At 46.8% G+C, this 24943-nt stretch carries 21 protein-coding genes; 2 read left to right on the top strand and 19 right to left on the bottom strand.

The window, feature by feature from the left end:
* Nucleotides 1-6: 6 nt before the first annotated feature.
* From glgB to LI091_RS04475, 6 genes are all read right to left on the bottom strand, one after another.
* On the bottom strand, nt 7-1893 hold the full coding sequence (gene glgB / locus LI091_RS04500; protein ID WP_110104071.1) for a 1,4-alpha-glucan branching protein GlgB: 1887 nt from the start codon (nt 1891-1893) through the stop codon (nt 7-9).
* Nucleotides 1894-2104: 211 nt separating this feature from the next.
* Nucleotides 2105-3511: a polysaccharide deacetylase family protein gene (locus tag LI091_RS04495; RefSeq protein WP_059086289.1), complete on the bottom strand. Its 1407-nt coding sequence runs from the start codon at nt 3509-3511 to the stop codon at nt 2105-2107.
* A 227-nt stretch (nt 3512-3738) separates the two neighbouring features.
* A complete protein-coding gene (gene tig / locus LI091_RS04490; protein WP_022427308.1) occupies nt 3739-5094 on the bottom strand; it encodes a trigger factor in 1356 nt (451 codons plus the stop codon).
* A gap of 78 nt (nt 5095-5172) precedes the next feature.
* A complete protein-coding gene (locus tag LI091_RS04485; RefSeq protein WP_265190874.1) occupies nt 5173-6672 on the bottom strand; it encodes a polysaccharide deacetylase family protein in 1500 nt (499 codons plus the stop codon).
* A gap of 53 nt (nt 6673-6725) precedes the next feature.
* The gene (locus tag LI091_RS04480) at nt 6726-8210 is read right to left on the bottom strand and encodes a polysaccharide deacetylase family protein (protein WP_330622166.1); all 1485 of its coding nucleotides are present in this window, start codon (nt 8208-8210) and stop codon (nt 6726-6728) included.
* Nucleotides 8161-8364 (bottom strand): hypothetical protein, encoded by a 204-nt coding sequence (locus LI091_RS04475; protein WP_021653069.1) that lies wholly within the window; start codon nt 8362-8364, stop codon nt 8161-8163. The genes LI091_RS04480 and LI091_RS04475 overlap by 50 nt, the downstream gene beginning before the upstream one ends.
* Before the next feature lie 94 nt (nt 8365-8458).
* Between LI091_RS04475 and LI091_RS04470 the strand changes: the two genes are divergently transcribed.
* The gene (locus tag LI091_RS04470; RefSeq protein ID WP_021653070.1) at nt 8459-8899 is read left to right on the top strand and encodes a type IV pilin; all 441 of its coding nucleotides are present in this window, start codon (nt 8459-8461) and stop codon (nt 8897-8899) included.
* 99 nt (nt 8900-8998) lie between these two features.
* On the opposite strand, the gene LI091_RS04465 is transcribed toward LI091_RS04470, so the two are convergent.
* The 9 genes from LI091_RS04465 to LI091_RS04425 all read right to left on the bottom strand — a co-directional run bounded on the left by LI091_RS04465 (nt 8999) and on the right by LI091_RS04425 (nt 17714).
* Nucleotides 8999-9445 carry a DUF1934 domain-containing protein gene (locus LI091_RS04465; RefSeq protein ID WP_265190873.1) on the bottom strand — a complete coding sequence of 149 codons (447 nt, stop codon included), beginning with the start codon at nt 9443-9445 and terminating at the stop codon, nt 8999-9001.
* A gap of 32 nt (nt 9446-9477) precedes the next feature.
* Nucleotides 9478-10299, bottom strand: coding sequence for a glutamate racemase (murI, locus tag LI091_RS04460; protein ID WP_021653072.1), 822 nt, complete (start codon nt 10297-10299; stop codon nt 9478-9480).
* 56 nt (nt 10300-10355) lie between these two features.
* Complete coding sequence (locus LI091_RS04455; protein WP_021653073.1) at nt 10356-10595, bottom strand: hypothetical protein; 240 nt, start codon at nt 10593-10595, stop codon at nt 10356-10358.
* Between the two features lie 105 nt (nt 10596-10700).
* Complete coding sequence (locus LI091_RS04450; RefSeq protein WP_265190872.1) at nt 10701-12386, bottom strand: GerAB/ArcD/ProY family transporter; 1686 nt, start codon at nt 12384-12386, stop codon at nt 10701-10703.
* Nucleotides 12387-12391: 5 nt separating this feature from the next.
* Entirely contained in the window at nt 12392-13888 is a 1497-nt protein-coding gene (locus LI091_RS04445; protein ID WP_022427304.1) for a spore germination protein, read from the bottom strand.
* A gap of 135 nt (nt 13889-14023) precedes the next feature.
* Nucleotides 14024-14725, bottom strand: coding sequence for a GntR family transcriptional regulator (locus tag LI091_RS04440; protein WP_022427303.1), 702 nt, complete (start codon nt 14723-14725; stop codon nt 14024-14026).
* On the bottom strand, nt 14715-15596 hold the full coding sequence (gene ispE / locus LI091_RS04435) for a 4-(cytidine 5'-diphospho)-2-C-methyl-D-erythritol kinase (protein ID WP_110104074.1): 882 nt from the start codon (nt 15594-15596) through the stop codon (nt 14715-14717). Before ispE ends, LI091_RS04440 begins: the two co-directional genes overlap by 11 nt.
* 90 nt (nt 15597-15686) lie before the next feature.
* Nucleotides 15687-17255, bottom strand: coding sequence for a DUF3794 and LysM peptidoglycan-binding domain-containing protein (locus LI091_RS04430; RefSeq protein WP_265190871.1), 1569 nt, complete (start codon nt 17253-17255; stop codon nt 15687-15689).
* Nucleotides 17256-17258: 3 nt separating this feature from the next.
* Entirely contained in the window at nt 17259-17714 is a 456-nt protein-coding gene (locus LI091_RS04425; protein ID WP_227574310.1) for a protease complex subunit PrcB family protein, read from the bottom strand.
* A gap of 215 nt (nt 17715-17929) precedes the next feature.
* Here LI091_RS04425 and LI091_RS04420 point away from each other — a divergent pair, with 215 nt between their 5' ends.
* Nucleotides 17930-18670: a lysophospholipid acyltransferase family protein gene (locus LI091_RS04420; RefSeq protein ID WP_015525341.1), complete on the top strand. Its 741-nt coding sequence runs from the start codon at nt 17930-17932 to the stop codon at nt 18668-18670.
* 55 nt (nt 18671-18725) lie between these two features.
* Here LI091_RS04420 and pflA read toward each other — a convergent pair whose 3' ends face one another.
* The 4 genes from pflA to LI091_RS04400 form a co-directional block, all read right to left on the bottom strand.
* Entirely contained in the window at nt 18726-19475 is a 750-nt protein-coding gene (gene pflA, locus LI091_RS04415; RefSeq protein ID WP_015525340.1) for a pyruvate formate-lyase-activating protein, read from the bottom strand.
* A gap of 8 nt (nt 19476-19483) precedes the next feature.
* Nucleotides 19484-21757, bottom strand: coding sequence for a formate C-acetyltransferase (gene pflB, locus LI091_RS04410; protein WP_021653081.1), 2274 nt, complete (start codon nt 21755-21757; stop codon nt 19484-19486).
* A gap of 960 nt (nt 21758-22717) precedes the next feature.
* Entirely contained in the window at nt 22718-23440 is a 723-nt protein-coding gene (locus LI091_RS04405; RefSeq protein ID WP_114001932.1) for an amino acid ABC transporter ATP-binding protein, read from the bottom strand.
* Entirely contained in the window at nt 23433-24935 is a 1503-nt protein-coding gene (locus LI091_RS04400; protein WP_022427099.1) for an ABC transporter permease subunit, read from the bottom strand. The genes LI091_RS04405 and LI091_RS04400 overlap by 8 nt, the downstream gene beginning before the upstream one ends.
* Nucleotides 24936-24943 lie beyond the last annotated feature (8 nt).

The following is a 24943-nucleotide window of genomic DNA, read 5'->3' as shown; positions in this document are numbered from 1 at the left end:
AGAATATCAGTATGTAAATATACCAACTCCATAAGCTTCCAACGGATATGCAAAAGAAAATTCCCGGTTGTCACAATTTTTCTTTTCGGCTTTAAATACCTTGCCCTTCGGAAGAAGCCCCTGCTCATCCATGATCAGCTTGTACTGTTTTTTCTTCGGAACGCCTACACGGTAATCCGGACGTGCTACCGGTGTAAAGTTGCATACTATCAGGATATTATTACGTCTTGTAGGAGATTTTCTCACAAAGCTGAAGATACTTCTGTCGCCATCGTTGGCATTGATCCACTCAAATGCAGATGGATCATTATCTGCACCGTAAAGTGCCGGATATTTGCGGTAGATATGCAGAAGATCACTGACATACTGCTGCAGCTTCTGATGATTTTCCTCGCCAAGAAGATACCAGTCAAGCTCTCTGGCCTCACTCCACTCACGCAGCTGTCCGAAATCCTGTCCCATAAACAGAAGCTTCTTACCCGGATGCCCGAACATAAAAGTATATCCGGCCTTCAGGTTCTTGAATTTATCATCCAGCTCTCCTGGCATCTTCTCCAGCATAGAACACTTCAGATGTACTACCTCATCATGAGACAGAACCAGAACATATTTCTCACTGTATGCATAAGTCATAGAAAATGTCATCTTATTATGATTAAATTTACGGAAATATGGATCTAGCTTCATGTATTCCAGGAAGTCGTTCATCCAGCCCATATTCCACTTCAGAGAGAATCCAAGCCCGTCGTCTTCTGCCTTACCTGTTACCATCGGCCATGCGGTAGATTCCTCTGCGATCATGACAGTTCCATGATTTCTTCCGAGAACAACGGTATTCAGATGCTTAAAAAATTCAATAGCCTCCAGATTCTTGTTTCCGCCGTATTTATTGGCGATCCACTCACCGTCTTTCTTACCGTAATCCAGGTAGAGCATGGATGCAACCGCATCTACACGAAGACCATCAACGTGGCATTCCTCTACCCAGTAAAGAGCGTTTGCGATCAGGAAATTCTTCACCTCCGGACGTCCGTAATTGTAGATCTTGGTTCCCCAATCCGGATGCTCACCCTGTCTCGGATCTGCATGCTCATATACAGCAGTTCCGTCAAAGTTAACCAGTCCGTGTGCATCCTTCGGAAAATGTGCCGGTACCCAGTCAAGAATGATACCGATTTTCTGACGGTGAAGATAATCCACCAGATATTTGAAATCCTGCGGTGTTCCGTAGCGGGAAGTCGGTGCGTAATAGCCGGTTACCTGATAGCCCCAGGAACCGTCAAAAGGATGCTCTGCGATACCCATAAGCTCCACATGGGTGTATCCCATTTTTTTGACATACTGTGCAAGCTTCGGCGCCAGTTCTCTGTAGGAATAGAAACCATCCTCATCCTCTGCTGTCTGCGGATGCTTCATCCAGGAACCCGGATGCACCTCATAGATAGACATGGCACCTGTGTCCGGATCAAAGTTCTCGCGATTTTTCATCCAGGTATCATCTTTCCATTTATAGTTGGTGATATCTGTAATACGAGAAGCTGTTCCGGGACGCATTTCAGCGGCATTGGCATATGGATCTGCCTTGTAAAGCTCCTCACCATGTGCACCTGTAATGTAAAATTTATACAGCTGTCCGATCTTCGCTCCCGGTACAAATGTCTCATAAACGCCAATGGGTCCAACTTTTTTCATGGGATTCTTCTCCGTATCCCATTCGTTGAATTCACCTATAACAGAAACCGCCTGTGCATTAGGTGCCCACACTGCAAAATAAACCCCTTTTTTCCGGTTCTGCGTATCTGGATGTGCTCCCAGCTTCCTGTAAATATCATAATTCGTGCCCTGACCAAACAGATACTGGTCAAGCTCCGTAAATTGTAATTTCTTTCCCATTTTCAGGTACCTCCCTTTATAGTTCTGCCACCGTCCATTCCCCAATTTTAAGTGGAATTTTTTATTCTATAATTATACCAATCCCCATATTTTCAGTCAAGGAAAAACCCTCTCCGGCTAATATGTGTCTATTATCCGACAGTGTCAGATAAAGTCAAAAAAGAGACCTGAATGACACACATTTTGTCATTCAGGTCTCTCCTGTTATTTTTTAATATTCTTCGCTTCCATCGTCATAAGATTCGTCGTAGGAACCATCATCATAGCTTCCATCATCGGAAGATCCATCCGAAGAATCACTTTCGTCAGAACCATCGGAATAGTCCCCTTCATCGGAAGATCCGTCACTGACATCAGATCCGTCAGAAGAATCGCTTCCATCGGAGCCATCCTCTGAGGAATCCTCTGAATCGCTGGAATTTCCTGCATATCCTGCAACACGACCAGCCTGAAGAGAGCTGTCCCAGAAGTCAGAATAGGAAGCACTCTGTAACGTAACATCCTTTGCTTCTGCAAGCTCGCTGACTGTTACAAGCTTATATCCCTGGTCGATCAGTGCCGGGATCAGCTTCTCTGTGGCACACTTCACAGATGGTTCATGAATATCATGCATCAGGATGATAGAACCGTCTCCCAGTGAGGAATCATTCATGATCTGGTTATAATCTGCATCCGCATCCATCAGCTTCCAGTCCAGAGAATCCGTAGACCACATGAAGAAAGGCTTGCCAACTGCACTCATCTGCTCATCTGTGATCGCGCCATACGGTGCACGACATACCGTTGATGCCTGCCCACAGGCTTTTACCAGTGCATCATCCGTCTTCTGGAACTCCTGCATAACAGAATCCAGATCCATATTCGGCAGCGTCTGTTCCGGATGATCCCAGGTATGGTTACCGATCTCGCAGCCAAGCTTTACCATTCGCTGTATGGTAGATTCACGGCCCTCCACATTCTGTCCCAGCATAAAGAACGTAACATGGATATTGTATTTCTCAACAGTATCAAGAAGTGTCTCTGTATACTCTCCAGGACCATCATCAAAGGTCAGAGCGATCATCGGGCGCTTCTTGGAAGGATCATAAGAGCCATCCTCATTAAAATAATAGTCCTTCACACCTTTCTCCACCCATCCGGTCTGCATGTATCCCTTTTTATCAAAGCTGTATGTTGTTCCGTCAATATCCGCAAAACCATTTACATAATATGTACCATCCGGATTCTGATACCACTTTCCTGTAGAATCCTCATGCCATCCCGGAGTCATAACAGAAAGCCTTTCGCCTGCTGCACTGCCCTTTACCGGCATCACCGTTGCATCCGTACCGGAATCCGCGCTGTCTGTATCCGAAGCAGCCGTATCCGTCGATGCCGTACCGTCCTTCGTACTGCTGCCTGTGGAAGCTCCGGCGGTATTTGCCTGGACATTTACTGTCTCCGCATCCTTATTGCTTCCGCCGCCTGCATGGTTGACGATGGGAAGAATTACCCCTCGAACAACAAAAACCAGCAGAAGAATCGCCGCAACTACACAGGTTATCCGCTTCATCATCCGCCGCCGTCTTAACTGCTGCTGTTTTCTGCGCATCCTCTCACGCAAAACTCTTTTGTCCATTTTTTACATCCCCGTTTATATACTCATATCTTTCTTTGATATTTAATGTCTGTCTTTAATCATACCGCATTTAACGCTTAAATACAATGGAAATTCCCGAAAGAATCTCTTAATTTGTTACTGTTCACTCCGTTCTCAGTAACACACTTCGCGATGCACATGTAAAAAAAATGGTACCCGGAACACATTCCGGGCACCACACTTTTTTAGCTGCTGATACTGTCAGATCACTCCTGCCCCGCTGCATCCGATGTGCTGCTGTCTGCATCCTGATCCGCCTCGCCGTCTTCCGGCACCATATCTGTAGCCTCTGCCGCTTCCAGCTCTTCATCCACGGTACCTTCCGCACTGCTTCCGTCCGAGGAAGGATCATCTCCGTTTACTCCCTGGGTATCACCGGCAGAAACCTTCTCCTCAACCGTTGCATTGTCCAGGATAAAATCTTCCACTCTGAGAAGTCCGATGGATTCATCCACGGCTGCCTGTCCGTATTTATCTACCAGCGCAGCCAGATCCTTCACACTGTATGCTTTGATCAGTTCATCCTGGATACTGAGAGATTTTTTATCTTCAAGTGTCATATTCTCCGCATCCATGATCCCCTGTACGATCAGGTTCTGCTTTACTTTAAACTCCGCATACTGACCGCTCTGCTCCTCAAAATCATCCATGGAAATTCCCTGAGCTTTTACAAAATCCTCCAGCGTCATATCACCCTGTTTTGCATAATTCTCATACAGACTGCGAAACTCTGTCTTGGCTGTATCCAAATCCTCCTGTGGATATTCCTTCACTTCAGATGCTGAGAGCACTGTGTTCCATGCAGTTTCACGCAATGTGTTCTGTGCACTTGTCTTCGCTTCATCCTCCAGTGTAGTACGGATTTCCTTCTTGTAATCATCCACACTCTTACAGTCTGTATTCTTGGCTACCCAGGTATCGGTAAGCTCAGGTGCACGCTTAAAGCTCTGCAGAGTGACCTTAAATACCACTTCCTGTCCGGCCAGCTCTTCCGAAGAGTATTCCTTCGGGAAAGTCAGATCGAGATCCTTAGTCTCACCTTTTTTCATTCCGATGATCCCGTCCTCAAATCCGTCGATAAACGTTCCGGAGCCTATGGTCAGCTCATAATTATTTGCAGTACCGCCGTCAAAAGCCACTCCGTCCTTGGTTCCCACATAATTAATGGTAACCACATCTCCGTTCTGAACACTGCCTTCCGTTACTTCCTCAGCCTTGTTCTGAAGTTCTTCCTTGATCCTTCCGTCAACCATATCATCGGTTACGGCTTCTACTGTGTTATCAAGAGTCAGCCCCTTATATTCTCCGATGGTCACATATTTGCTCACATCATCCACGGAAACAAGCCTTGTGTCTCCGGAGGCTGCCTCTTCGCTGTCTTTATTAGAATCCGTTTCTTCTGACTCTTTGGAATCTGCAGATCCGGAATCTTCTTTATCTGTTGTATCCTGCGCTTCTGCTGCAGGTTTTTTGTCATCTTTCTGGTCTGTTGATGTGCCACATGCAGTGATCGCCAGTGCCGCACACAGTGCAAGAACCATGAGATATGCTTTTTTCTTCATAACCTACTCCCTTCATCAAGTACTGTCGGTTCGATTATAATCTTTTTTTATACAGATTTGTAAAGTGTGTTTGCTGTCTTACATTTCCGGTACCGGTGTCGGTCTGGAAGAATCCCACACCTCCGATACATCAAACAGGTCACTGAGCATATCCGGATTGTAATACATTCTGTATCCATCCAGATTCCGTCTTCCCTGACGGAAATATTCACTTGTGATCTGCACAAAATACTGACTGGAATCTACATTGCAGAAATAGCGGTAGCCACGGCTTTTGTAATACTCATACTTCTCATTATCCGAGGTGTATCCTTCCCAGTCGCCGATATCCGCACCAAAGGCAAAAATGATCATATCGGTTTTTCCGAGGATGGGTGCCACATATTTTTCCCATTTTTTATTATCGGTCTTCAACTCCGCTGCTGTGGAGCTTGTAGCGTTTCTGTGACCCCAGGTATGGCTTGCAAATTCCCACCCGTCCTTTTTCATGGCCTTCGCCACTTTTTTGGCTGCTTTTACTTCTTTATCATAGTCAAAATCCGGATTGGCCTTGAGAAAAGCCTTCTGGTCATCCTGAAGATTCTTCTTGGTCTTATATGCCCCATCTGTACGGTAGCCCAGAACACCATTATAACCGGTCATTGCCAGAATACCCTTTCTTCCATGATAGGAAAAATCCGGATGTTCTTTGATAAAGGAATCCAGGATCGGCACCACATCGTAATCTCCGGTCACAACTGTACCGTCTGCCTTCTTATACTCGCATTTGATATCTCCGTTGTCGTCGATCACCAGCTTTGTGGCAAATCCGTCTCCGTCCATATAATGATAGTAGCTGACGTCATCCTCTGAAAGAACAAAAGGAATCTTGCCTTCCGGCAGCATGATCTTTCCCCTGCTCATGGTTCCGTCATCATTGATCACAGCCATATCATGAGGACTCACCAGTACGTAACCCTTATCATACATGATCTGGAGCATTTTTTTGAACTCGCTGACTGTGGTCATCATCTGATTATATCCGGCCTCATCGGAATCTCCGTCAAAGGCCAGTGAGGTATTCACGATCAGGGAATGAAAAAATACATGGGTGATATTCTCAAGTGGATATTCCACACAGGCATCTCTTTTTTTCATGTAGGCTGCTGCTGCTTCCTGCATCTTGTCACTGGTAGCAAATTTCCAGTTGTTTTTCAGCACGGAGATCGCGCCGGTGTAATCATATTGCTGTGCCAGTTTTTTGGCTTTTTTGAGAAGTGTTTTTTCGTCTGAGGAAGTACTGTCGGAGCTGTTCTCGACAGCTTCCCTTTTCTGTGTTTCTTTTTCTGCCTTTTTTTCTTCCTTCGGTGTCTCGGTAGCTGCCGGCTGGTCCTCCGGATCCGCTGCTACTTTGGCTTCTTCGGACTGTTCTTCTTCGGCTTCTGCAGCTTCTGCTTCCGCTTCATCAGACTGTGTATCCTCGTCATCCTGTGTCCCGGAGATCATATTGTCCACCTGAACAGTGACCGGATGGTTTCCGCCCACAAGAAGTGACGCCGCAAGCACTGTTGTCAGTACACCTGCAATTTTTTTCTTCATAATAATATATATGCCCCTTTCTAAAAGTCCCCTCGTATCTCCGGATATGACCGTTACATCGGCGGTACCGGTGTCGGTCTTGCCGGATCAAAAACATCTTTTACGTCAAAAAGATCGGATAACAGTTCCGGGTTATAATACATACGGTATCCATCCAGATTCCGTCTTCCCTGACGGAAGTACCGATCCCGGATCTGTACATAATACTGGCTGGAATCCACGTTGCAGTAATAATTATATCCCTGCCCCTTCAGATATTCGAATTTATCCCCGGAATACTCCTGGTCATTGGTAATGTCGGTTCCAAAAGCAAAAATGATAACATCCGTTCCCCCAATCAGCGGATCTACATTTTTCTTGAAACGTTCGGTGTCTGCCTGAAGCTTCTCCAGTGTGACCTGTCCCACATTCTGATGTCCCCAGGTATGGCTCGCAAATTCCCAGCCTTCTGCCTTCATGGCATCGGCAACCTTTTTTGCGGCTGCCCGTTCTTTTTCCAGGCTGAAATCCGGATGTGCATCCAGCCACTGTACTTTATTTTCATCCAGATCTGCCGGACGGGTCTCATAGCTTTCGTCGGTCCGGTATCCCAGGATCCCGTTGTATCCGGTAAGTGCCAGGATTCCTTTTGCACCGCGGTATGAAAAATCCGGATGCTTTTCCACAAAACGGTCGATCAGCGGAACCATGTCGTAATCTCCCACGGAGACACTTCCGTCATCTTCCACATATTCATTGCGGATCTTTCCTTTATCATCCACGATCAGCTTCGTGGCATAGCCGTCACCGTCCATGTAATGATAATAGCATACATCATCCTGTGAGAGGACAAACGGCGTTTTCCCAGGCGGAAGAAGGATCTCTCCCTCTGTGATGTTCCCGTTGTCGTCTGCCTTTGCCATGTCCTTGATGCTTACCATCACATAGCCCTTGTCATACATGGTCTGCGTGATCTTGTTAAACTCATCAATGGTTGTCATGACCTGATTATAATCTGCTTCTTTGTAGTCTCCGTCAAACGCTTTGGATGGATCCTTGATCAGAATATGATAAAAGACATGTGTCACCTTTTCAAGGGGCCATGCCGTACAGGTTGCTTTTATGTCTTCGTATTTTTTTGCAGCTGCCTGCATCTTCTTATCCGAATCATAGGACGGAGCCTTTTTCAGAAGATCGATAGCTTTGTCATAGTTATACTGACTGGCCAGAAGCTCTGCCTCTGCGAGAGTATCTTTGGAAGCGGTCTCTATATTTTTAGTACCTGCTTCTAAAGCTTTTTCTCCGGAAACAGTCTGTTCTTTCTGTTTGTCAGAAGAAACCATCTTCTCTTTTGAAGCCTTCTCACTTCTGCCCTTCAGTGCACCGACTCCTACTGATGCCCCGACTGCGACGATCATTGCCGCTGTTATGATGGCCAGACGTTTTCTGCGTTCCTTCAGCTGGCGCTTTCTGCGGCGTTTCAATACCTCTTTCCGCCATTCTTCGTACTCAGGAGTCCCCATTTCCGGTCGGGTTCCCCCGGGCTTTTTCTCTTTCATATAATATTTCCTCCATCTCTGGTTTATCCATTACATATGTTAGCTCAAAGATAGTTATGTCCTGTATTCTCTGCAGCATACACAGATGAACTGCATCGTAATCATTATAACTGGTAACTGCTGAAATTTCCACCGTTCCACCTGTCTTTTTCACTTTTTTAATTGCCTTTTTGACGAAACAATGCTAAAATGTTGTTTGCGTAATGTAACCGATTGCGAAACAAATATATATACAGGGGGATTCTCAAATGAGTACAGTTACCATCGTTCTTCTGGTCATCCTCGTTATTCTGATCGCAGCAGTGATCGCACTCTATTTCTTCGGAAAAAAAGCTCAGAAAAAACAGGACGAACAGCAGGCTCAGATCCAGGCTAACAAACAGACAGTTTCCATGCTGGTCATCGATAAAAAACGGATGCCGCTGAAAGATTCCGGACTTCCACAGATGGTCATCGACCAGACACCTAAGCTTATGCGCCGGTCCAAGCTTCCGATCGTAAAAGCCAAAGTCGGTCCGAAGATCAACATCCTTATTGCAGATGAAAAAGTTTTTGATCTGATCCCGGTCAAAAAAGAGATCAAAGCTGAAGTCAGCGGTCTTTACATCGTTGGCGTAAAAGGAATCCGTGGTTCTCTCGAAGCACCACAGAAGAAGAAAAAAGGCTTCCTCGCAAGATTTCGTAAATGATCAGAATCCAAAACAGCCGCCATGCTTTCAGGAATTCCCCTGATACATGGCGGCTGTTCTTATGTAGTGTAATTATATATCTTTTATTTTCTGCAGGATCTATAAAACAAAATCCTTGCAGTCTCTTGGCTGTACCTGGATCGCCAGATAGCAGTCTGCCACATGTTCTTCATTCATATCCAGCGCATAATCTGCTTTGATCTGAAGGTTCTCTTCGCTTTCCGTCAGCTCCAGATTCGTAGCTGAGATTCCCATCTGAAGTGTTCCGTAAGGGGTAGTATAATAGGTCATGTTTTTTTTGCCCCGTTCAAATACCATGTGTACATTGACCAGTCCCTTCTTGCTGACTTCCAGACCCTTTCCGGATACTTTTATGTAATTGATGGTGGGTTCTGCTGTTTCATCCAGCAGTTCCTCATATCTGAGATAATGAGAACCATTGCGGAAATAATACTGTCCCGGAACAATGATCTCTATAGGTTCCTGATCCCCCTGTGCATCCATCATCTGAAGCCCTCTTACATGGATCAAAACTTCTTTCTGCATTCTTTTCTCCTATCATTTATGTACAGATCTGTTTAATATTTTTCGATATCGATCTTCTGTGTTTTTTCTACGTTATACGGCAGGATAGAATTGGCAAAATCCTTAAACTTCTCTGCAAGATCACTTACATAAAAGCGATACGGGAATTCCTCCTGTGCTACCTCATTGCTGGCAAGATCCAGTCTGGAGAGCAGCTTTTTAAGCTCCAGCGCCGTCTCATATGCAGGATTCACAAGGCAGACCTCCTCACCCATGATCTTGCGAATGGTAGATCTTAAAAGAGGATAGTGTGTACATCCGAGGATCAGTGTATCGATCTCCTGCTCCTGCAGCTCCTTCAGATATCTTCTGGCAACCTCCTCGGTGACCGGATCATGATACCAGCCCTCTTCTACCAGTGGAACAAACAGCGGGCACGCTTTTCCGATCACGGTGATCTCCGGATCCAGTTCCTTCAGATAAGAGGCATGGATACCACTTCCTACCGTGCCCACCGTTCCGATAATGCCCACCCGTTTATTTCTGGTTTCCTGGGCAGCAACTTTGGCACCGGCCTCGATCACTCCAAGGATCGGGATATCCAGTTCATCCTTCACCGCATCCAGAGCAAATGCACTGGCTGTATTACAGGCCACCACAATGGCCTTCACCTTCTGTTCCTGCAAAAAATGAATGATCTGGCGGGAATAACGGATCACCGTTTCTCTGGATTTGCTTCCATAGGGAACTCTGGCTGTGTCTCCGAAATATACGATTTTTTCCGATGGGAGATTGCGCATGATCTCCCGGGCTACTGTCAGTCCTCCGATACCGGAATCAAACACACCCACCGGTGCGTTTCTGTCTATATTCATTGATCTTATCTCCTGAAATAATTAATCGAACGTGATTGGTCCGTTGAAATATTGTATCACCAATCCAGGGCTTGCGCAAGCCAGAAGGATATCTTCACCGGCTTATTTTCCCCGTTGTCCTCTGCTTTTTCAAAGCAGAATTCCGGGTAGATCGTTCCCCACCAGGCATAAAACTGTGGCTGCCGATCACCGGCAGTTCTTCTCTCCCAGGTACTCCCTGCAAGGATCACTGCCGTGAGCAAAAGGAACCCTCCTGCTTTTTTTAATACATGCTTCTTCATTTTTATATGCTCCATGAGCAAGCCCTCCTGTCAAAAATCTTCTGATGATCTTATCCAGAGATATACTGTACGATTTATCGTACTGATCATCATCTGTATTATTAACAGTCCGGCTCCCATCTATTCATTACTGCCGTAATCCACTTCCAGAAGCTCACCTTCCACCCATATCTCCGGAAGCCAGGGCAGCGTTCCATCCTGACAGAACTGATGATATACCTCCCGCAGAGTCACACCCTTCTTCTGCTGCCCGGATGTGCGGTTCTCCTGGATTCCCTGAAGGTATTCCCCTATGGAGCTTTCCCGGGCTCCCTTCCAGTGAAAAACATCTCCCAGCATATCCGTCCGGAACACGTAGACATCCTCTCCGATATGCTCTTCCTGCTTCAGATATCCGATCAATGCTTCCCGGGATCCCTCTTCCAGGATCTGTTCATCCAGGATCAGCACTTCAAGATGACCCAGATCCAGAAATTTTTCCTGAGACCGGTTGTAAACTGCCTCGATCTCCTGAAAGTCCCGGCCGGAAAGAGTCAGCACAGAAATCGGATCTTCGTCCGGTTTTTCCTGTCCGGTAGCTGTACTCATATCCGGCATTGCATATTTCAGCACAAAGCCATTCTCTGAAACACCGGCCCCCAGTGCCAGCGGATAAGCTCTTTTTTCCGGTTCTACTGCCGCACAGCCTGATCCCGTCAAAGTGATGACCAGGACAAGTCCTGCCACAGTTACTTTTTTCTTCCGTCTTCCCCGGTTTTCCGTACTGAGAAAAAGCTGTATCACAAGCAGAAACGGCACAAAGATGTACCCCAGATACCAGCCATAATACTCCCGGATCCCCATCCCGTTTCTCTCATACAGGGAAAGCAGCCAGCCTGCTGCCGGGATCCAGTACCGACCGGTCCCGAATCCGGTTTTTTCCGCGATCTGATTTCCGTAATGAAACAAACTTCCCATAGAAAACAAAAGTCCGAATACCAGAAACCCCATCCATATCACATCAAATCTCGCCAGTACGTTTCCTGGAAGATCTGCCCCCTCCAGAAGAGGCAGTACCGGACAGATCTCGTTTTTAAGGCGTGCACCTCCAAAGACTGCCGGAAGAAGGAGCTGCATTCCAAAAATGATCCCGCAAACTGTAAGAAAAGCCAGGATCACAGGTTTTCTGGCACTTCCCTGTTTTTTTGCATACTCCAGCCCGAAGGGAAGAAGTCCTGCTCCTGAAAAAGCACACAAAAGTGTATACAGATCACGGAGCCATCGCTCTCCTGTAAATCCTGTTTCCGGATCTTTCATCACTTCCATAAAGTACTCTGTTTTTCCCTGCCCTGCACATAAAAGCATCAGAAGAAGGATCCCTGCCAGAAAAATCCTTCCGGACACCTCAGCGATCCGCCCTCTTCTCTGCATTCCGCGATGCGTTCCCAGACTACAGGCTGCAACTGCAAGAAGAGACAGCCATTTTCCGGAAATCCCGCTGATCAGACTTTCCGGGATCACCTCCCCCAGAAGGCCCGAAAGAAATGCCGAACTTGCGATCACATATACCAAAAAGAACAGGCCAATAAATCGTACAGTAAAACTTCCTGTCCTTTTGGAAAGCTCTCCATATACAGGTGTCAGACGTATCAGCCAGATCACATAAAAGGAGAGCACTACGGCCGCAGCAGCTGTCCCTGCCATGGCACTGATGCCCAACATCGCTCCATTCTTAAACAGACACAGCAGAAACGGCGCCGGAAACACCAGTATGATCTGCCGAAAAAGCTGTTTGTGGGAAATCCTGTTATTCTCCGCAAATCTCATAACCTTTATCCTTTCCGGCTCCATGGCCTTGTCCGAAGCCTGCGTTTCTGGGCATTTCTGGCATACAGCGGCCGGAATTTCCGCTTCCGGAAGGGCTGTCGCAAAATCCTTCCACCGGTTTCCGCCTCACTGTTCTTCTCTACAAAAGGTACCAGATATGGGACACCGAAGCTTAAAAGTCCTGCCAGATGCGCCATGGTGAGATACAGTCCCAACACGATTCCGAATATACCTAGAAATCCTCCCAGAAACAGAAAAGCGTACTTCAGAAGCCGGAATGCAGAAGCAAATTCCTCATTAGGTATAGCCAGTGATCCCAGTGCTGTCAGTGCCACGATGATCACTACCACCGGGCTGACAAGATTGGCCTCCACCGCAGCCTGTCCGATGATCAGTCCTCCTACGATCCCAATGGCATTTCCAAGAGCTCCCGGGATCCGCACACCAGCCTCCCGTATCAACTCAAAAGACAGTTCCAGGAACACCAGCTCCACTACACTGGAAAATGGAACGCCCTCTCTTGCCTGTGCAAAGGAAAGGATCAGATTCGCCGGAAGGATCTGTGTATGAAACCGGATCACAGCCAGATAAAGTCCGGGGAGCAGCGTTGCCACAGCCATGGCCAGATACCGGAGCACCCGCAGAAAGGATGCCATCTCAAAACGGTTGTACCAGTCTTCACTGCTTTCCATAAAACTGTTGAATGCTCCGGGAACCACCAGTGCCACCGGCGAATTGTCGCAGAGCAGAACTGCTTTTCCATTCAGCAGCTCCTGGGCAGCTCGGTCCGGCCGCTCCGTTGTCTGAAACTGAGGAAAGGGAGAATACCATGCTTCTTCTGTCAGCTGTTCCAGCATCCCGCTGTCCAGGATCCCGTCCACTGCAAAAGATTCCAGGCGCTCTTTCACAGCAGTCAGAAGCTCCTCATGGACCAGATCCTCCACATAAAGAAGCTGTACCACCGTATTGGAGCGTACACCGATGCTACTCTGCTCCACCTTCAGCCTGGTATCCCGGATCCGCTTTCTCACAAGGGCCGCATTGGTTTTTACACTGTCACAGAACCCCTCCTTGGAGCCTCTGAGGACCTTTTCCGTTTTCACCTCTGATACAGCCAACCCCGGATATCCTTTACTGGAAATTTTCATTGCTTTGTCGTATCCATCCAGAAAGAAAACTGCATTTCCCGAAAGAATGGCACCAAATACCTCCTCCATGGAAGACAGCTCCTTCACATCTGCAATTCCAAGACTGTTTCGGCGGATAAATTCCCGGATCTTTTCCTCCGGGATCTCCCAGAAATGATTGATCATTTTTCCGATAGCAGAATCATCCAGCATCATGTTTGAAACCGCAACCTCAATATAGACCATCAGACAGTCCGCCTTATGTCCCTCACCAAGGCGCATGGGCCTGATCAGGATATCATCGCAGTTTTCACACCGTTTCCGGATATACGATTCATTTTCATGAAGAGATATCGATATCTTCCTTGTTTCCATAAAGTCACCATCCTTTACAGCAAGTTCCCCCACTGCTTATTGCTTTTCGCAATTGAAACAGGGGACTTACTTGATTCGGTTAAAAAAAGAGATGCCCCAATGACATCTCTCTTAATATTCCCGCATATCCGGTTCTTATTCTTTTTTCTCGGCCTCTTTGGCCTCATTCTCCGCGCGGATAGTACGGATGATCGCTTTTCGTTGATTCTCCAGATGATGGAAAGAAATATCCTGCGCCTTTTGCACATCTCCTTCACGGATGGCTTTTACCAGCTCTTCATGCTCACTAACCAGAAGATTTCTTGTCTGCTCCTCCTTCAGATACTCTACACGATAACGATACATCTGCTCACGGAGATTGTTCAGGACCTGATTCAGACGCTTATTATCAGAAGCCTGATATATGATCTCGTGGAAAGCCACATCGGTTTCCGCCAGACGGACCAGATTTCCCTCTGCTTTTGTTTTTTCAAATTCCTTGGCTGCCACCCAGAGCCTTCCCAGCTCATCCTCTGTGATCAGCTTGCACGCTTTTTCTATGGCAACATTTTCGAGGGCGATACGCACCTCCAGAACATCGTTCAGATCCTTTTCTGTGATGCTGGCTACCTGTGCACCTCTGCGTGGGATCATCACTACAAGACCTTCCTGCTCCAGCTTGCGCATAGCCTCACGCACCGGTGTTCTGCTCACGCCAAGACGCTCTGCAAGGGCAATCTCCAGAAGTCTTTCGCCCGGCTTCAGCTCTCCCTTTAGGATTGCCTGCCGCAAGGTGTTAAAAACAACATCCCGAAGCGGCAGATATTCATTCATATCCACAGAAAAATCACTTGTCATTTGTAACTCCTCCATCTCTATTGTAAATATCCGTGGCAAATACAGTCTTTGCAAGCCCGCTCTTTCTGAGGCTTCTGGCTGCCGCGGCCATCTTATCCCTGTTATTAAAGATTCCAAACACAGTAGGACCGCTTCCACTCATCACGGCTTTCAGCGCACCTTTTTCTTCCATAAGGTTCTTGATATTGCCGATCACAGGATACTGTCGGATGATCCCCGGTTCAAATACATTCTCCATTCTGGATGCCATGGCATACAGATCATTATTTCTGATAGCTCCGATGAGTCCATCGATGTCCGGATGTTTTCCGATCCCTTCCAGATTCAGATTCTCATAGGCTGTTTTTGTGGAAACATTGATTCCCGGTTTTCCTATCAGAACATAACATTTCGGAACTTCCGGAAGTCTGGTCAGCTTCTCTCCGATTCCCTCCGCAAGAGCTGTTCCCCGCATGATACAATACGGAACATCTGCTCCGACCTTTACTGCACGTTCCATCAGCTGTTCTTCGGTAAGCCCTAAATGGAACATCCGGTTCACACCCACAAATGCGGCCGCTGCATCGGAGCTGCCTCCTGCCATGCCTGCTGCCACCGGGATAAATTTACGAAGCTTGATGGAAAGTCCCTCTTCAACATCGAACTCCTCCATCAGCATCTGTGCTGCCTTATATACAAGATTTCTCTGGTCTGTAGGAATAAACGGAAGATTGGTCGTCAGTACGATCCCCGGCCGTCTGGTCTTTCTGATATCCAGGATATCATACATACGGATGGTCTGCATGATCATGCGTACCTCATGATAACCGTCCTCTCTCTTTCCCAGAACATCAAGTCCGAGATTGATCTTTGCCATTGCTTTTAAACGCATAAGCCCCTCCATTTGTACTTTGTATACAGTATTTATACATGTATTTTATATGATTTTTACATTCTTTTCAACAGCAAAATATTTCACTTTTTATTTGATCTGACCTTCCACTTTTTTCACAACAAGAAGCGGAGTTCCCGGAGAGGGTTCCTGATTTTCCTTGAGAGCATTGATCGTCCGGATCTCCTGGATAGATGTGTGATATTTCCTTGCGATATCCCACAATTCATCTCCCGGTTTTACCATATAAACCAGGATTCCCGGCATAGCCTGGAGTTTTTTCATATCCAGTGGTTTTTCCTCTACTTTCTCAATGATAAATACCGGCTCTCTGGCAACTGCCAGAAGCTCCAGTCCTACAGTTGCCCGGATCTCGATCTCATTTCCATCTGCCATGGCTGCGGAAAGCTGCTCCAGCTTTGCTTTTAACTGATAACAGCTGTCCTGTCGGATCCCTCTTGCTTCCACCATATGGGAAAACGGTATCATTGCCTCCATGGAATAAAACGGCATATCATCATTTCCAATAATGTACAGGATCTTCAGTATGACCACGCCATCTGCCTGCACACCGTTCTCTACGATCCTGGTCTTATCAATCTTCACTTTTCCCTGACTGTGACACAGCTGGAGGACTTTTCCCTGAGTCTCCTTTACCTGGATCCTGTCACTGATCCTGCATCTGGAAAAATTACGTACCAGAAGCCGTTCCAGTACCTCATTCTTTCCTTCCGGAACACATTCACGGATCGGTGTATACACATCGGTAATAAGATCATATTCCTCTTCCCTGAAAAATTTCATATCCAGCTCCAGCACAACATCCGAAACAAGGATCCGTTCTTCCCCATCGACATCCGGTTTGGCCTCCAGACTCTGATGCATCACCGAAGCTTCGATCAGCGGGATCAGTTCCTCCGTGCAGTCCGGACATTCCACTTCTCCGGAAAAAGGCAGCGAATATTCCAGCCACTGCACCGGGGCTTCTGTATCTTCAGCTCCGTACAGCACAAAAACGGACAGCTCTCCTCTTGCCTTTACCACATTTTCCTCCGGTTTCAGATCCAGCCCCCGTATATCCATAGTATACCAAATCAGGCTGGCGATATCCGGACGATTGGAGGCAATGGTATACTCATCCTTGATCCGGAGTGTATCTTTTTTATGTACGGTAAGTCCCAGAAAACGGACTGTTTTTTTTCTGACGGATACCTCTTCTGCATCCAGCGCCACCGGCAGGCGGATCTGTTCTGTTTCATCCACAGTCGCACAAAAAGTTACCAACGCTTTGATATTGAGCTTTCTGGAATGGATCAGGCGGATCGTAAGATCTTCAATTTCCCACTTCAGACACATTTTATCCCCGTTTATGATATTCTTCAGGTTCAAGGTTTCCTCAAATGGAAGTTTTGCAGTAAGACTGCTGACGATCCCTCTTTCTTCCCCCACATAAAGGATATCTACCTGCAGATTTCCCGTAAGAATACCTTTCCCGTCAGTAAGACGGACATCATCCATAATGATCCTGCCCTTATTCTGGATCAGTCTTCCTGCATCCGGTTTTGCATCCGGTACATTAAAATCCTCATCAAAAGTGATCTGACTTTTTGCCCTGCTTTTTTCCTTTAATATCTGCATGCTTTCTTTTTTTAATTCCACAGTCTATTCCCCTTTCTCCGACTCTTTTTTCACCGGACTGCTGCTTTCCCGGAACGTTACCGGCTTTTCCTGTTTCCGGGTTTTTATCACAATGCAGGGATAGGACGGAACTCCTGCCTCCTTAAGATCCTCCGGTCCAAGAAGTTTTGTAACAAAAAATATCCCATTCGAGGATTCTCCAAGCTCCTCTACCTGGATGCTGTATCCGCCACTCATCTGCCGCCCGTACCCTTTGGCCAGGTAAAGATCCTCTCCGGTTTCATAACTCAGCTGAAATTCCTTTTCCTTTTTTTCTTCCATAAGCCTGGAAAGCTCCTCCGGGATATCCCGGCGTTCCACAACGATGTAATCTACCGGTTTTCGTTCTTCTTCCTCCACCCGGACAAATTGACACCCGGAAAGCAGCAGTGCCAGCACGGCAGCTGTCAGCACGATCCGCAGAAATACTGCTTTTTTCATAATATAAGCCACCTGCATGATTCGTTACTGTTCACTCCGTTCTCAGTAACACGCTTTGCGGAAGATCACCAGTAAACAGTAACCATTATTCAGTATTTATTCTATGTGAGCAGGGAAAGATTTATTGCAACTATCGGATTTTCTTCGTATAATATAAAAATACCATCTTACTGCGGAACTCTCCGCAAGTATCTATAACAGAAAGGACAAAAGACATGATTCGATTCATACTTGTCTGTATCGTGGTGATCGCCTATCTGGTGCTGACCATTCCGGTTCTCCTTGTAGAATGGATCATCGGGAAATTTTCTCCCATGACTAAGGATATCAGCTCTCTGCGCATGGTACAGGCCATATTCAAATTCATCCTGTGGATCACAGGCGCCAAAGTCACCGTCATCGGCGAAGAAAACGTTCCAAAGGATCAGGCTGTTCTCTATGTAGCAAACCACCGGAGCTATTTCGACATCCTGCTCACCTACAGCCGCTGTCCGATCCGCACCGGCTATGTTGCCAAGAAGGAAATGGAGCATTATCCGCTGCTCTCCAACTGGATGCGCAATCTCTACTGTCTCTTTCTCGACAGAGAGGATATCAAGCAGGGTCTGAAAACGATCCTTCAGGCCGCAGACTATGTGAAATCCGGCATTTCCGTATGTATCTTCCCGGAAGGAACCAGAAATAAGAATGCTGATGAAACAGAAATGCTACCTTTCCATGACGGCAGCTTCAAGATCGCAGCCAGAGCCAAAAGCCCGATCATTCCTATTGCGATCAGCAACTCTGCCAATATCTGGGAGGCCAATTTCCCGAAGATGACACCTACACACGTAGTGATCGAATATGGCAAGCCTATCATTCCTTCAGAGCTTGACCGGGATACTCAGCGCCGCTTAGGTTCCTATACACAGGATATCATCAAAGAAATGCTGATCAAAAACAAAGAACTGGTGTGAACATCAAAAAAACCATATCTATGTCTGTTTTTCGACATAAGATATGGTTTTTTTATTACTGTGTACCTGCTCCCAGGATTTTTTCCGCATTTTCGATGCGTTCTTTTGTTGGCGGATTGATTCCCTTCAGCGGATAATCAATATGCAGATTTTCCCATTTAAAGGTTCCGAGTGTGTGATATGGAAGAACCTCCACTCTCTCAACTGTCTTCAGTGTTGCAATAAAGTCAGCCAGCCGGTGGAGATAGTCATCCCGGTCATTGCGTTCCGGAACCAGTACGTGACGGATCCACATGGATACGCCCATATCGGAAAGCTTCCGGGCCATGGCAAGGATATTTTTATTGGTACATCCTGTGAGGATCTTATGCTGTTCCTCATCAATGTGCTTGATATCCAGCATGACAAGATCTGTGTACTTCATCAGCTCTTCCCATTTTTCATACCACGGACCCTCTTCTGTGTAAGGGTTGCCGCTGGTATCAAGTGTTGTGTGGATCCCAAGTTTTTTTGCTTTTCTGAACAGCTCAGTGAGGAAATCGATCTGTAACAGTGGCTCGCCTCCACTCACAGTAATACCGCCCTTACTTCCCCAGTAAGAGCGGTATCGACAGGCTTTTTCAAGCAGCTCATCTGCTGTGTACTCCGTCCCTGTTTTCATTTGCCAGGTGTCCGGATTGTGGCAGAACTGACAGCGCATGGCGCAGCCGCTCAAAAAGATCACATACCGGACTCCTGGTCCGTCAACAGAGCCGAAGCTCTCCAGTGAGTGGACGTAGCCAGTGATTTTTTTCTGGTCGTCCATATTTTTTATTACATCCTTTCGTGGCAGGTTCTTGCGATAACGTCAAGCTGCTGCTCTCTTGTAAGGTCGATGAACTTAACAGCGTATCCGGAAACACGGATCGTGAAGTTTGCATACTCCTCTTTTTCCGGATGCTCCATAGCATCGATAAGTTTCTCTTTACCGAATACGTTTACATTGAGGTGATGTGCACCACGGTCAAAGTATCCGTCAAGTACATTTACAAGATTCTCTGTACGCTCTTCCTCAGAATGGCCAAGTGCATCCGGGTTGATCGTCTGAGTATTGGAGATTCCGTCAAGGGCATCCTCATAGTCAAGCTTTGCAACAGAGTTCAGGGAAGCAAGAAGTCCGTTCTGCTCTGCGCCGTAAGACGGGTTTGCTCCCGGTGCCAGAGGCTCGCCGGCTTTTCTTCCGTCCGGAAGAGATCCTGTAGCTTTACCATAAACAACGTTGGATGTGATGGTAAGGATGGATGTGGTTGGCTTGGAATCACGATAGGTATGGATGTGTTTCAGCTTCTCAAGGAATGTGGAAAGCAGAGTTGTTGCGATCTCGTCTGCTCTGTCATCATCGTTACCATAACGTGGGAAGTCACCCTCAACCTGGAAGTCTGTTGTGATTCCGTCCTCGTCACGGATTGCTTTTACTTTTGCATATTTGATAGCGGAAAGGGAATCTACTACGTGTGAGAATCCGGCGATACCTGTTGCGAAGGAACGGTCAACCTTTGTATCGATAAGTGCCATCTCAGCTGCCTCATAGTAGTATTTATCATGCATGTAGTGGATCATGTTCAGTGTTCCAACATACAGATGTGCAAGCCAGTCCATCATCTGATCATATTTTGCGATTACTTCGTCATAATCAAGGTACTCGGAAGTGATCGGCTGATACTGCGGTCCTACCTGCTGTTTTGTCTTCTCATCAACACCACCGTTGATCGCGTAAAGAAGGCATTTTGCAAGGTTTGCACGAGCACCGAAGAACTGCATCTCTTTACCTGTCTCTGTAGCAGATACACAGCAGCAGATGCTATAGTCATCGCCCCATACCGGACGCATAACATCATCGTTCTCATACTGGATGGAACTTGTTGTAACAGAGATGTCTGCTGCATATTTCTTGAAGTTCTCAGGCAGTCTTGAAGAGTAGAGAACTGTAAGGTTCGGCTCCGGAGCCGGTCCCATATCCTCAAGTGTATGAAGGAAACGATAGTCGTTCTTTGTTACCATGGAACGTCCGTCCTGTCCCATACCTGCTACTTCCAGAGTTGCCCATACCGGGTCACCGGAGAAGAGCTGGTTGTAAGACGGGATACGAGCGAATTTAACCATACGGAATTTCATTACGATATGGTCAACAAGCTCCTGTGCCTCTTTCTCTGTAAGAGTTCCGTTCTCAAGGTCTCTCTCAATATAGATATCAAGGAATGTGGAGATACGTCCAACACTCATTGCAGCTCCGTTCTGAGTTTTGATCGCTGCAAGATATCCAAAGTACAGCCACTGGAATGCTTCCTTTGCATTCTTAGCCGGCTGGGAAATATCAAAGCCATAGATCTGAGCCATTTCTTTCATCTTCTTCAGAGCACGGATCTGATCTGCGATCTCCTCACGAAGCTGGAAGTCATAACGTCTCATACCCTGACGGTCGCATGCTGCGAAGTCTTTCTCTTTACCTGCGATCAGATAATCAATTCCGTAAAGAGCAACTCGTCTGTAATCACCTACGATACGTCCACGTCCGTAAGTATCCGGAAGTCCTGTAAGGATCTTGTTGTGACGTGCTCTCTTCATCTCCGGTGTGTAGATATCGAATACACCCTGGTTGTGTGTTTTGAACTCATAGTTGTTGAAAACATCTTTGATCTTGTCGCTTACATGGTATCCGTAAGTCTCACATGCCTGCTCTGCCATTTTAATTCCGCCGTATGGCATGAAAGCACGTTTCAGAGGTTTGTCTGTCTGAAGACCTACAACCTGCTCCAGGTCTTTGAGTTCCTCATCGATATATCCAGGACCGTATGCTGTAATTCCTGTTACTACCTCTGTCTCCATATCAAGAACGCCGCCTTTAGCACGCTCTTCTTTCTGAAGCTCCTGAAGCTTGCCCCAGAGTTTATCTGTTGCCTCTGTTGGTGCTTCCAGGAAGGAAGCATCTCCATCATATGGTGTATAGTTCATACTGATGAAATTACGAACATCGATCTTCTCTTTCCAACGATCACCCTTAAAACCATTCCACTGTTCAAAATCAACTTTTGCCAATTTGTTACACATCCTTTCCTGTTGTCTCAATATTTCGTTCACTGCCCGCGCAGTTAGTAATATATAACATTTCTCATGACGACCATAAGATAACAGATTCCGAATTTAAAGTCAACAGCTTGGAAGTATGTTCTTTATAATATACATGTAATTGTATTATTGATAAAAATAATGAGAAAATTGTACCAGATATTGTACAATGTCGGGCGTCTGACGGACGCTCCTGGCGGAGGGCGTTTCCTTTCCAGGGGGGACACTTTGGCGTGGGCAAGTTTGCGAGGGGGAAAGGCGCTCGGAGTTACGAAGCCCGCTTTTCCCCCTCGCGCTCCCCCTTTCCGGGCACGTCGCTGTTCTACGCTGTGGTATGGGGTAGTGTATTGGTAAATGCCTGTATGCTGCTGTATTGGTAGCGTCAGGCTGAGCCGATTTTTTTTCCGCCGGACGGAAGGCGGTCTGCGCAGCAGACCTGTTCCTGGTGGTTGTTGTATTGCTGGCGCTAATCTGCTACTGCCTGTTGTTCTATTGCTGGCGCTAATCTGCTCCTGCCTGTCGCTGTATTGCTGGTGCTGACCTGCTCCTGCCTGTTGCGTATTGCCGGTGCTCACTTGCTCCCGTCTGTTGTCGCATCACTGGCATAGACCTACTTCTGTCTGTTGTTGTATTGCCGACGCTCACCTGCTTCCGTCTATTGTCGCATCACTGGCATAGACCCGCTCCCATTAACAACAGGGAACAGGCCCGCTGCGCGGGCCGCTTTCCCGTCCGACGAAATAAAAATCGGCTCAGCCTGACACTGCCAATACAGCAGCATACAGGACTAAGCCGATAAATTAACACACTCCAAGGCGTAGCACAGCGGCGTGCCCGGAGGGGTGGGGTGTGGGGAGGGGAAACGGGCTTCGCAACTCCGAGTGCCTCCCCTCCCCACGAATTTCCCCGCTTTTTCAAAGCAGAACTTTTCCACGAAAAACCTTACAATACTTTGGAAAGAAACTCCTTCGTCCTTTCCTCTCGAGGATCCCCAAACAGTTCTTTCGGATTTCTATCCTCAAGAATCACCCCATCATCCATAAAGAGCACTCTGTCGCTGACCTCCCTTGCAAATCCCATCTCATGGGTAACCACCAGCATGGTCATGCCTTCTTTTGCAAGCTCCTTCATAACCTCAAGAACCTCTCCGACCATCTCCGGATCAAGAGCTGATGTCGGCTCGTCGAACAGAAGCACCTGGGGATTCATTGCAAGGGCTCTGGCAATGGCAACCCTCTGCTTCTGTCCGCCGGAAAGCTTTCCGGGATAGACATCGGCTTTTTCTTCAAGGCCGACTCTTTTCAAAAGAGCCCTCGCCTTCTGATCAGCTTCCGCTGCATTCCATTTTCCAAGGCGTACCGGCGCAAGGGTGATATTTTTCAATACTGTCATATTTGGAAACAGATTAAAATGCTGAAAAACCATTCCCACATTTTCCCTGAATTTATCTACATCCAGCTTCGGATCCAGAAGCTGCTGTCCGTTTACGGTGATCTCGCCTTCCTCCGGTTTTTCCAGAAGGTTCAGACAGCGCAGAAATGTAGATTTTCCGGAGCCGGACGGACCGATGATGCAGATACACTCACCCTTGTTTACGTGAGTTGTGATTCCCTTTAATACGTGTACGTCCCCGAAGGACTTTTTCAGATTTTTAACATCAATCACTTTCTCTCAGTCTCCTTTCAAATCTCTTCAGCAGAAGGCTCAGGCACTTCACGATCAGATAGTACATGATACCTGCAACGATCAGCGGTATGAACATCTGATAAGTACGGGAAGAAACATAGCTTGCCGCTTTTGTCAGATCCATGATACCTACATAACCTAAAATAGATGTTTCTTTGATCAGCTGGATAAACTCATTACCCATTGCCGGAAGGATGGTTTTTACAGCCTGCGGAATGATAATGAAACGCATGGTATCTTTATACCCAAGACCCAGAGAACGACCAGCCTCGCTCTGACCCTTGTCTACAGATAAAATACCTCCGCGGATAACCTCGGAAACATATGCACCGCTGTTGATACCGAAGCTGACCACTGCTGCCACATATCCCAGCCTGCTGTGGAACACTGCAAAATAGATGATCATCAGCTGAAGGACTGACGGTGTTCCACGGATCACATCAACATAAATATCCGCGATCGTGGAAAGAATGGTTCTTCTGCCTTTTTTCGCAGCTCCAAGACGTACCAAAGCCACTACAAGACCGATCAGGATACCTACGATCACTGACAAAAGGGAAACGATCAGCGTAATCCCAAGACCATTAATATAAAACTTCCAACGATTATCCTGAAGGAAAATAAAGCTTAAAAGTCCCAGAAAACCATCGGTTGCTGCTACATCTGTCACATCCTCACTGTTTTCAAGTGTATCCACAAAATACTTCTGATAAAGATCATCATATTCCCCGGATTTTTTTACTTTTGCAAGCCCGTCATTGATGATCTGGACAAGCTCTGTGTTTCCTTTTTCAATACAGAAAACCGTATCCTCTGCTGTACTTGGCACGGACTCATACTGCAGGTCTGAGTTCTGTTTGCAGTAAATCTCAGCCATGATATTGTCGATCAGAACTGCATCTGCTCCACCGTTTTTCAGCTCCATGACTGCACTGGAAGCGTTTTTAAATCTTTTTACTTTGGCATCCTTAACTTCACCGTAATCGGTAGTCTCGCCGGATGCGATCATATCACTCTGTGCACCCTCCAGAACTGCAACGGTTTTTCCGGACATCTCCTCAAAATCCTTGATCGGATTATCCTTACGACTGATGATGCACTGTGTACCGGTGTAATAAACATCGGAAAAATCAACGCTTTTTTTACGGTCCTCCGTAGGTCCGATCCCGGCTGCGATCACCTGTACATCACCAGCCTCCATGGAACCCATCAGGGAATCAAAGGGCATATCCTTCCATACCAGCTTTACGTTTTCTTCCTTGGCGATCGCCTCCAGAAGATCGTAATCAAAACCTGTAATATTTCCATTATCATCTAGGTATTCAAATGGTGAATACTCTGCGTTCGTTCCTATGATGATGGTCTGCTGTTCTGCCGCTTTTACTGCAACTGCACTGCTGAAATATACCGGCAGAGCCATGATCATGCACAGTACAAAACAGATAAGAGCTCTGCTTTTTCCATTGCGTCCCATTATTTTCC

Origin of the sequence: Blautia sp. MSK20_18, assembly GCF_020553125.1 — a bacterium.
Taxonomy (GTDB): domain Bacteria; phylum Bacillota; class Clostridia; order Lachnospirales; family Lachnospiraceae; genus Blautia_A; species Blautia_A fusiformis.
The sequence above is the reverse complement of the archived record's forward strand: the minus strand, read 5'-3'. Positions and strand labels throughout refer to the sequence as shown.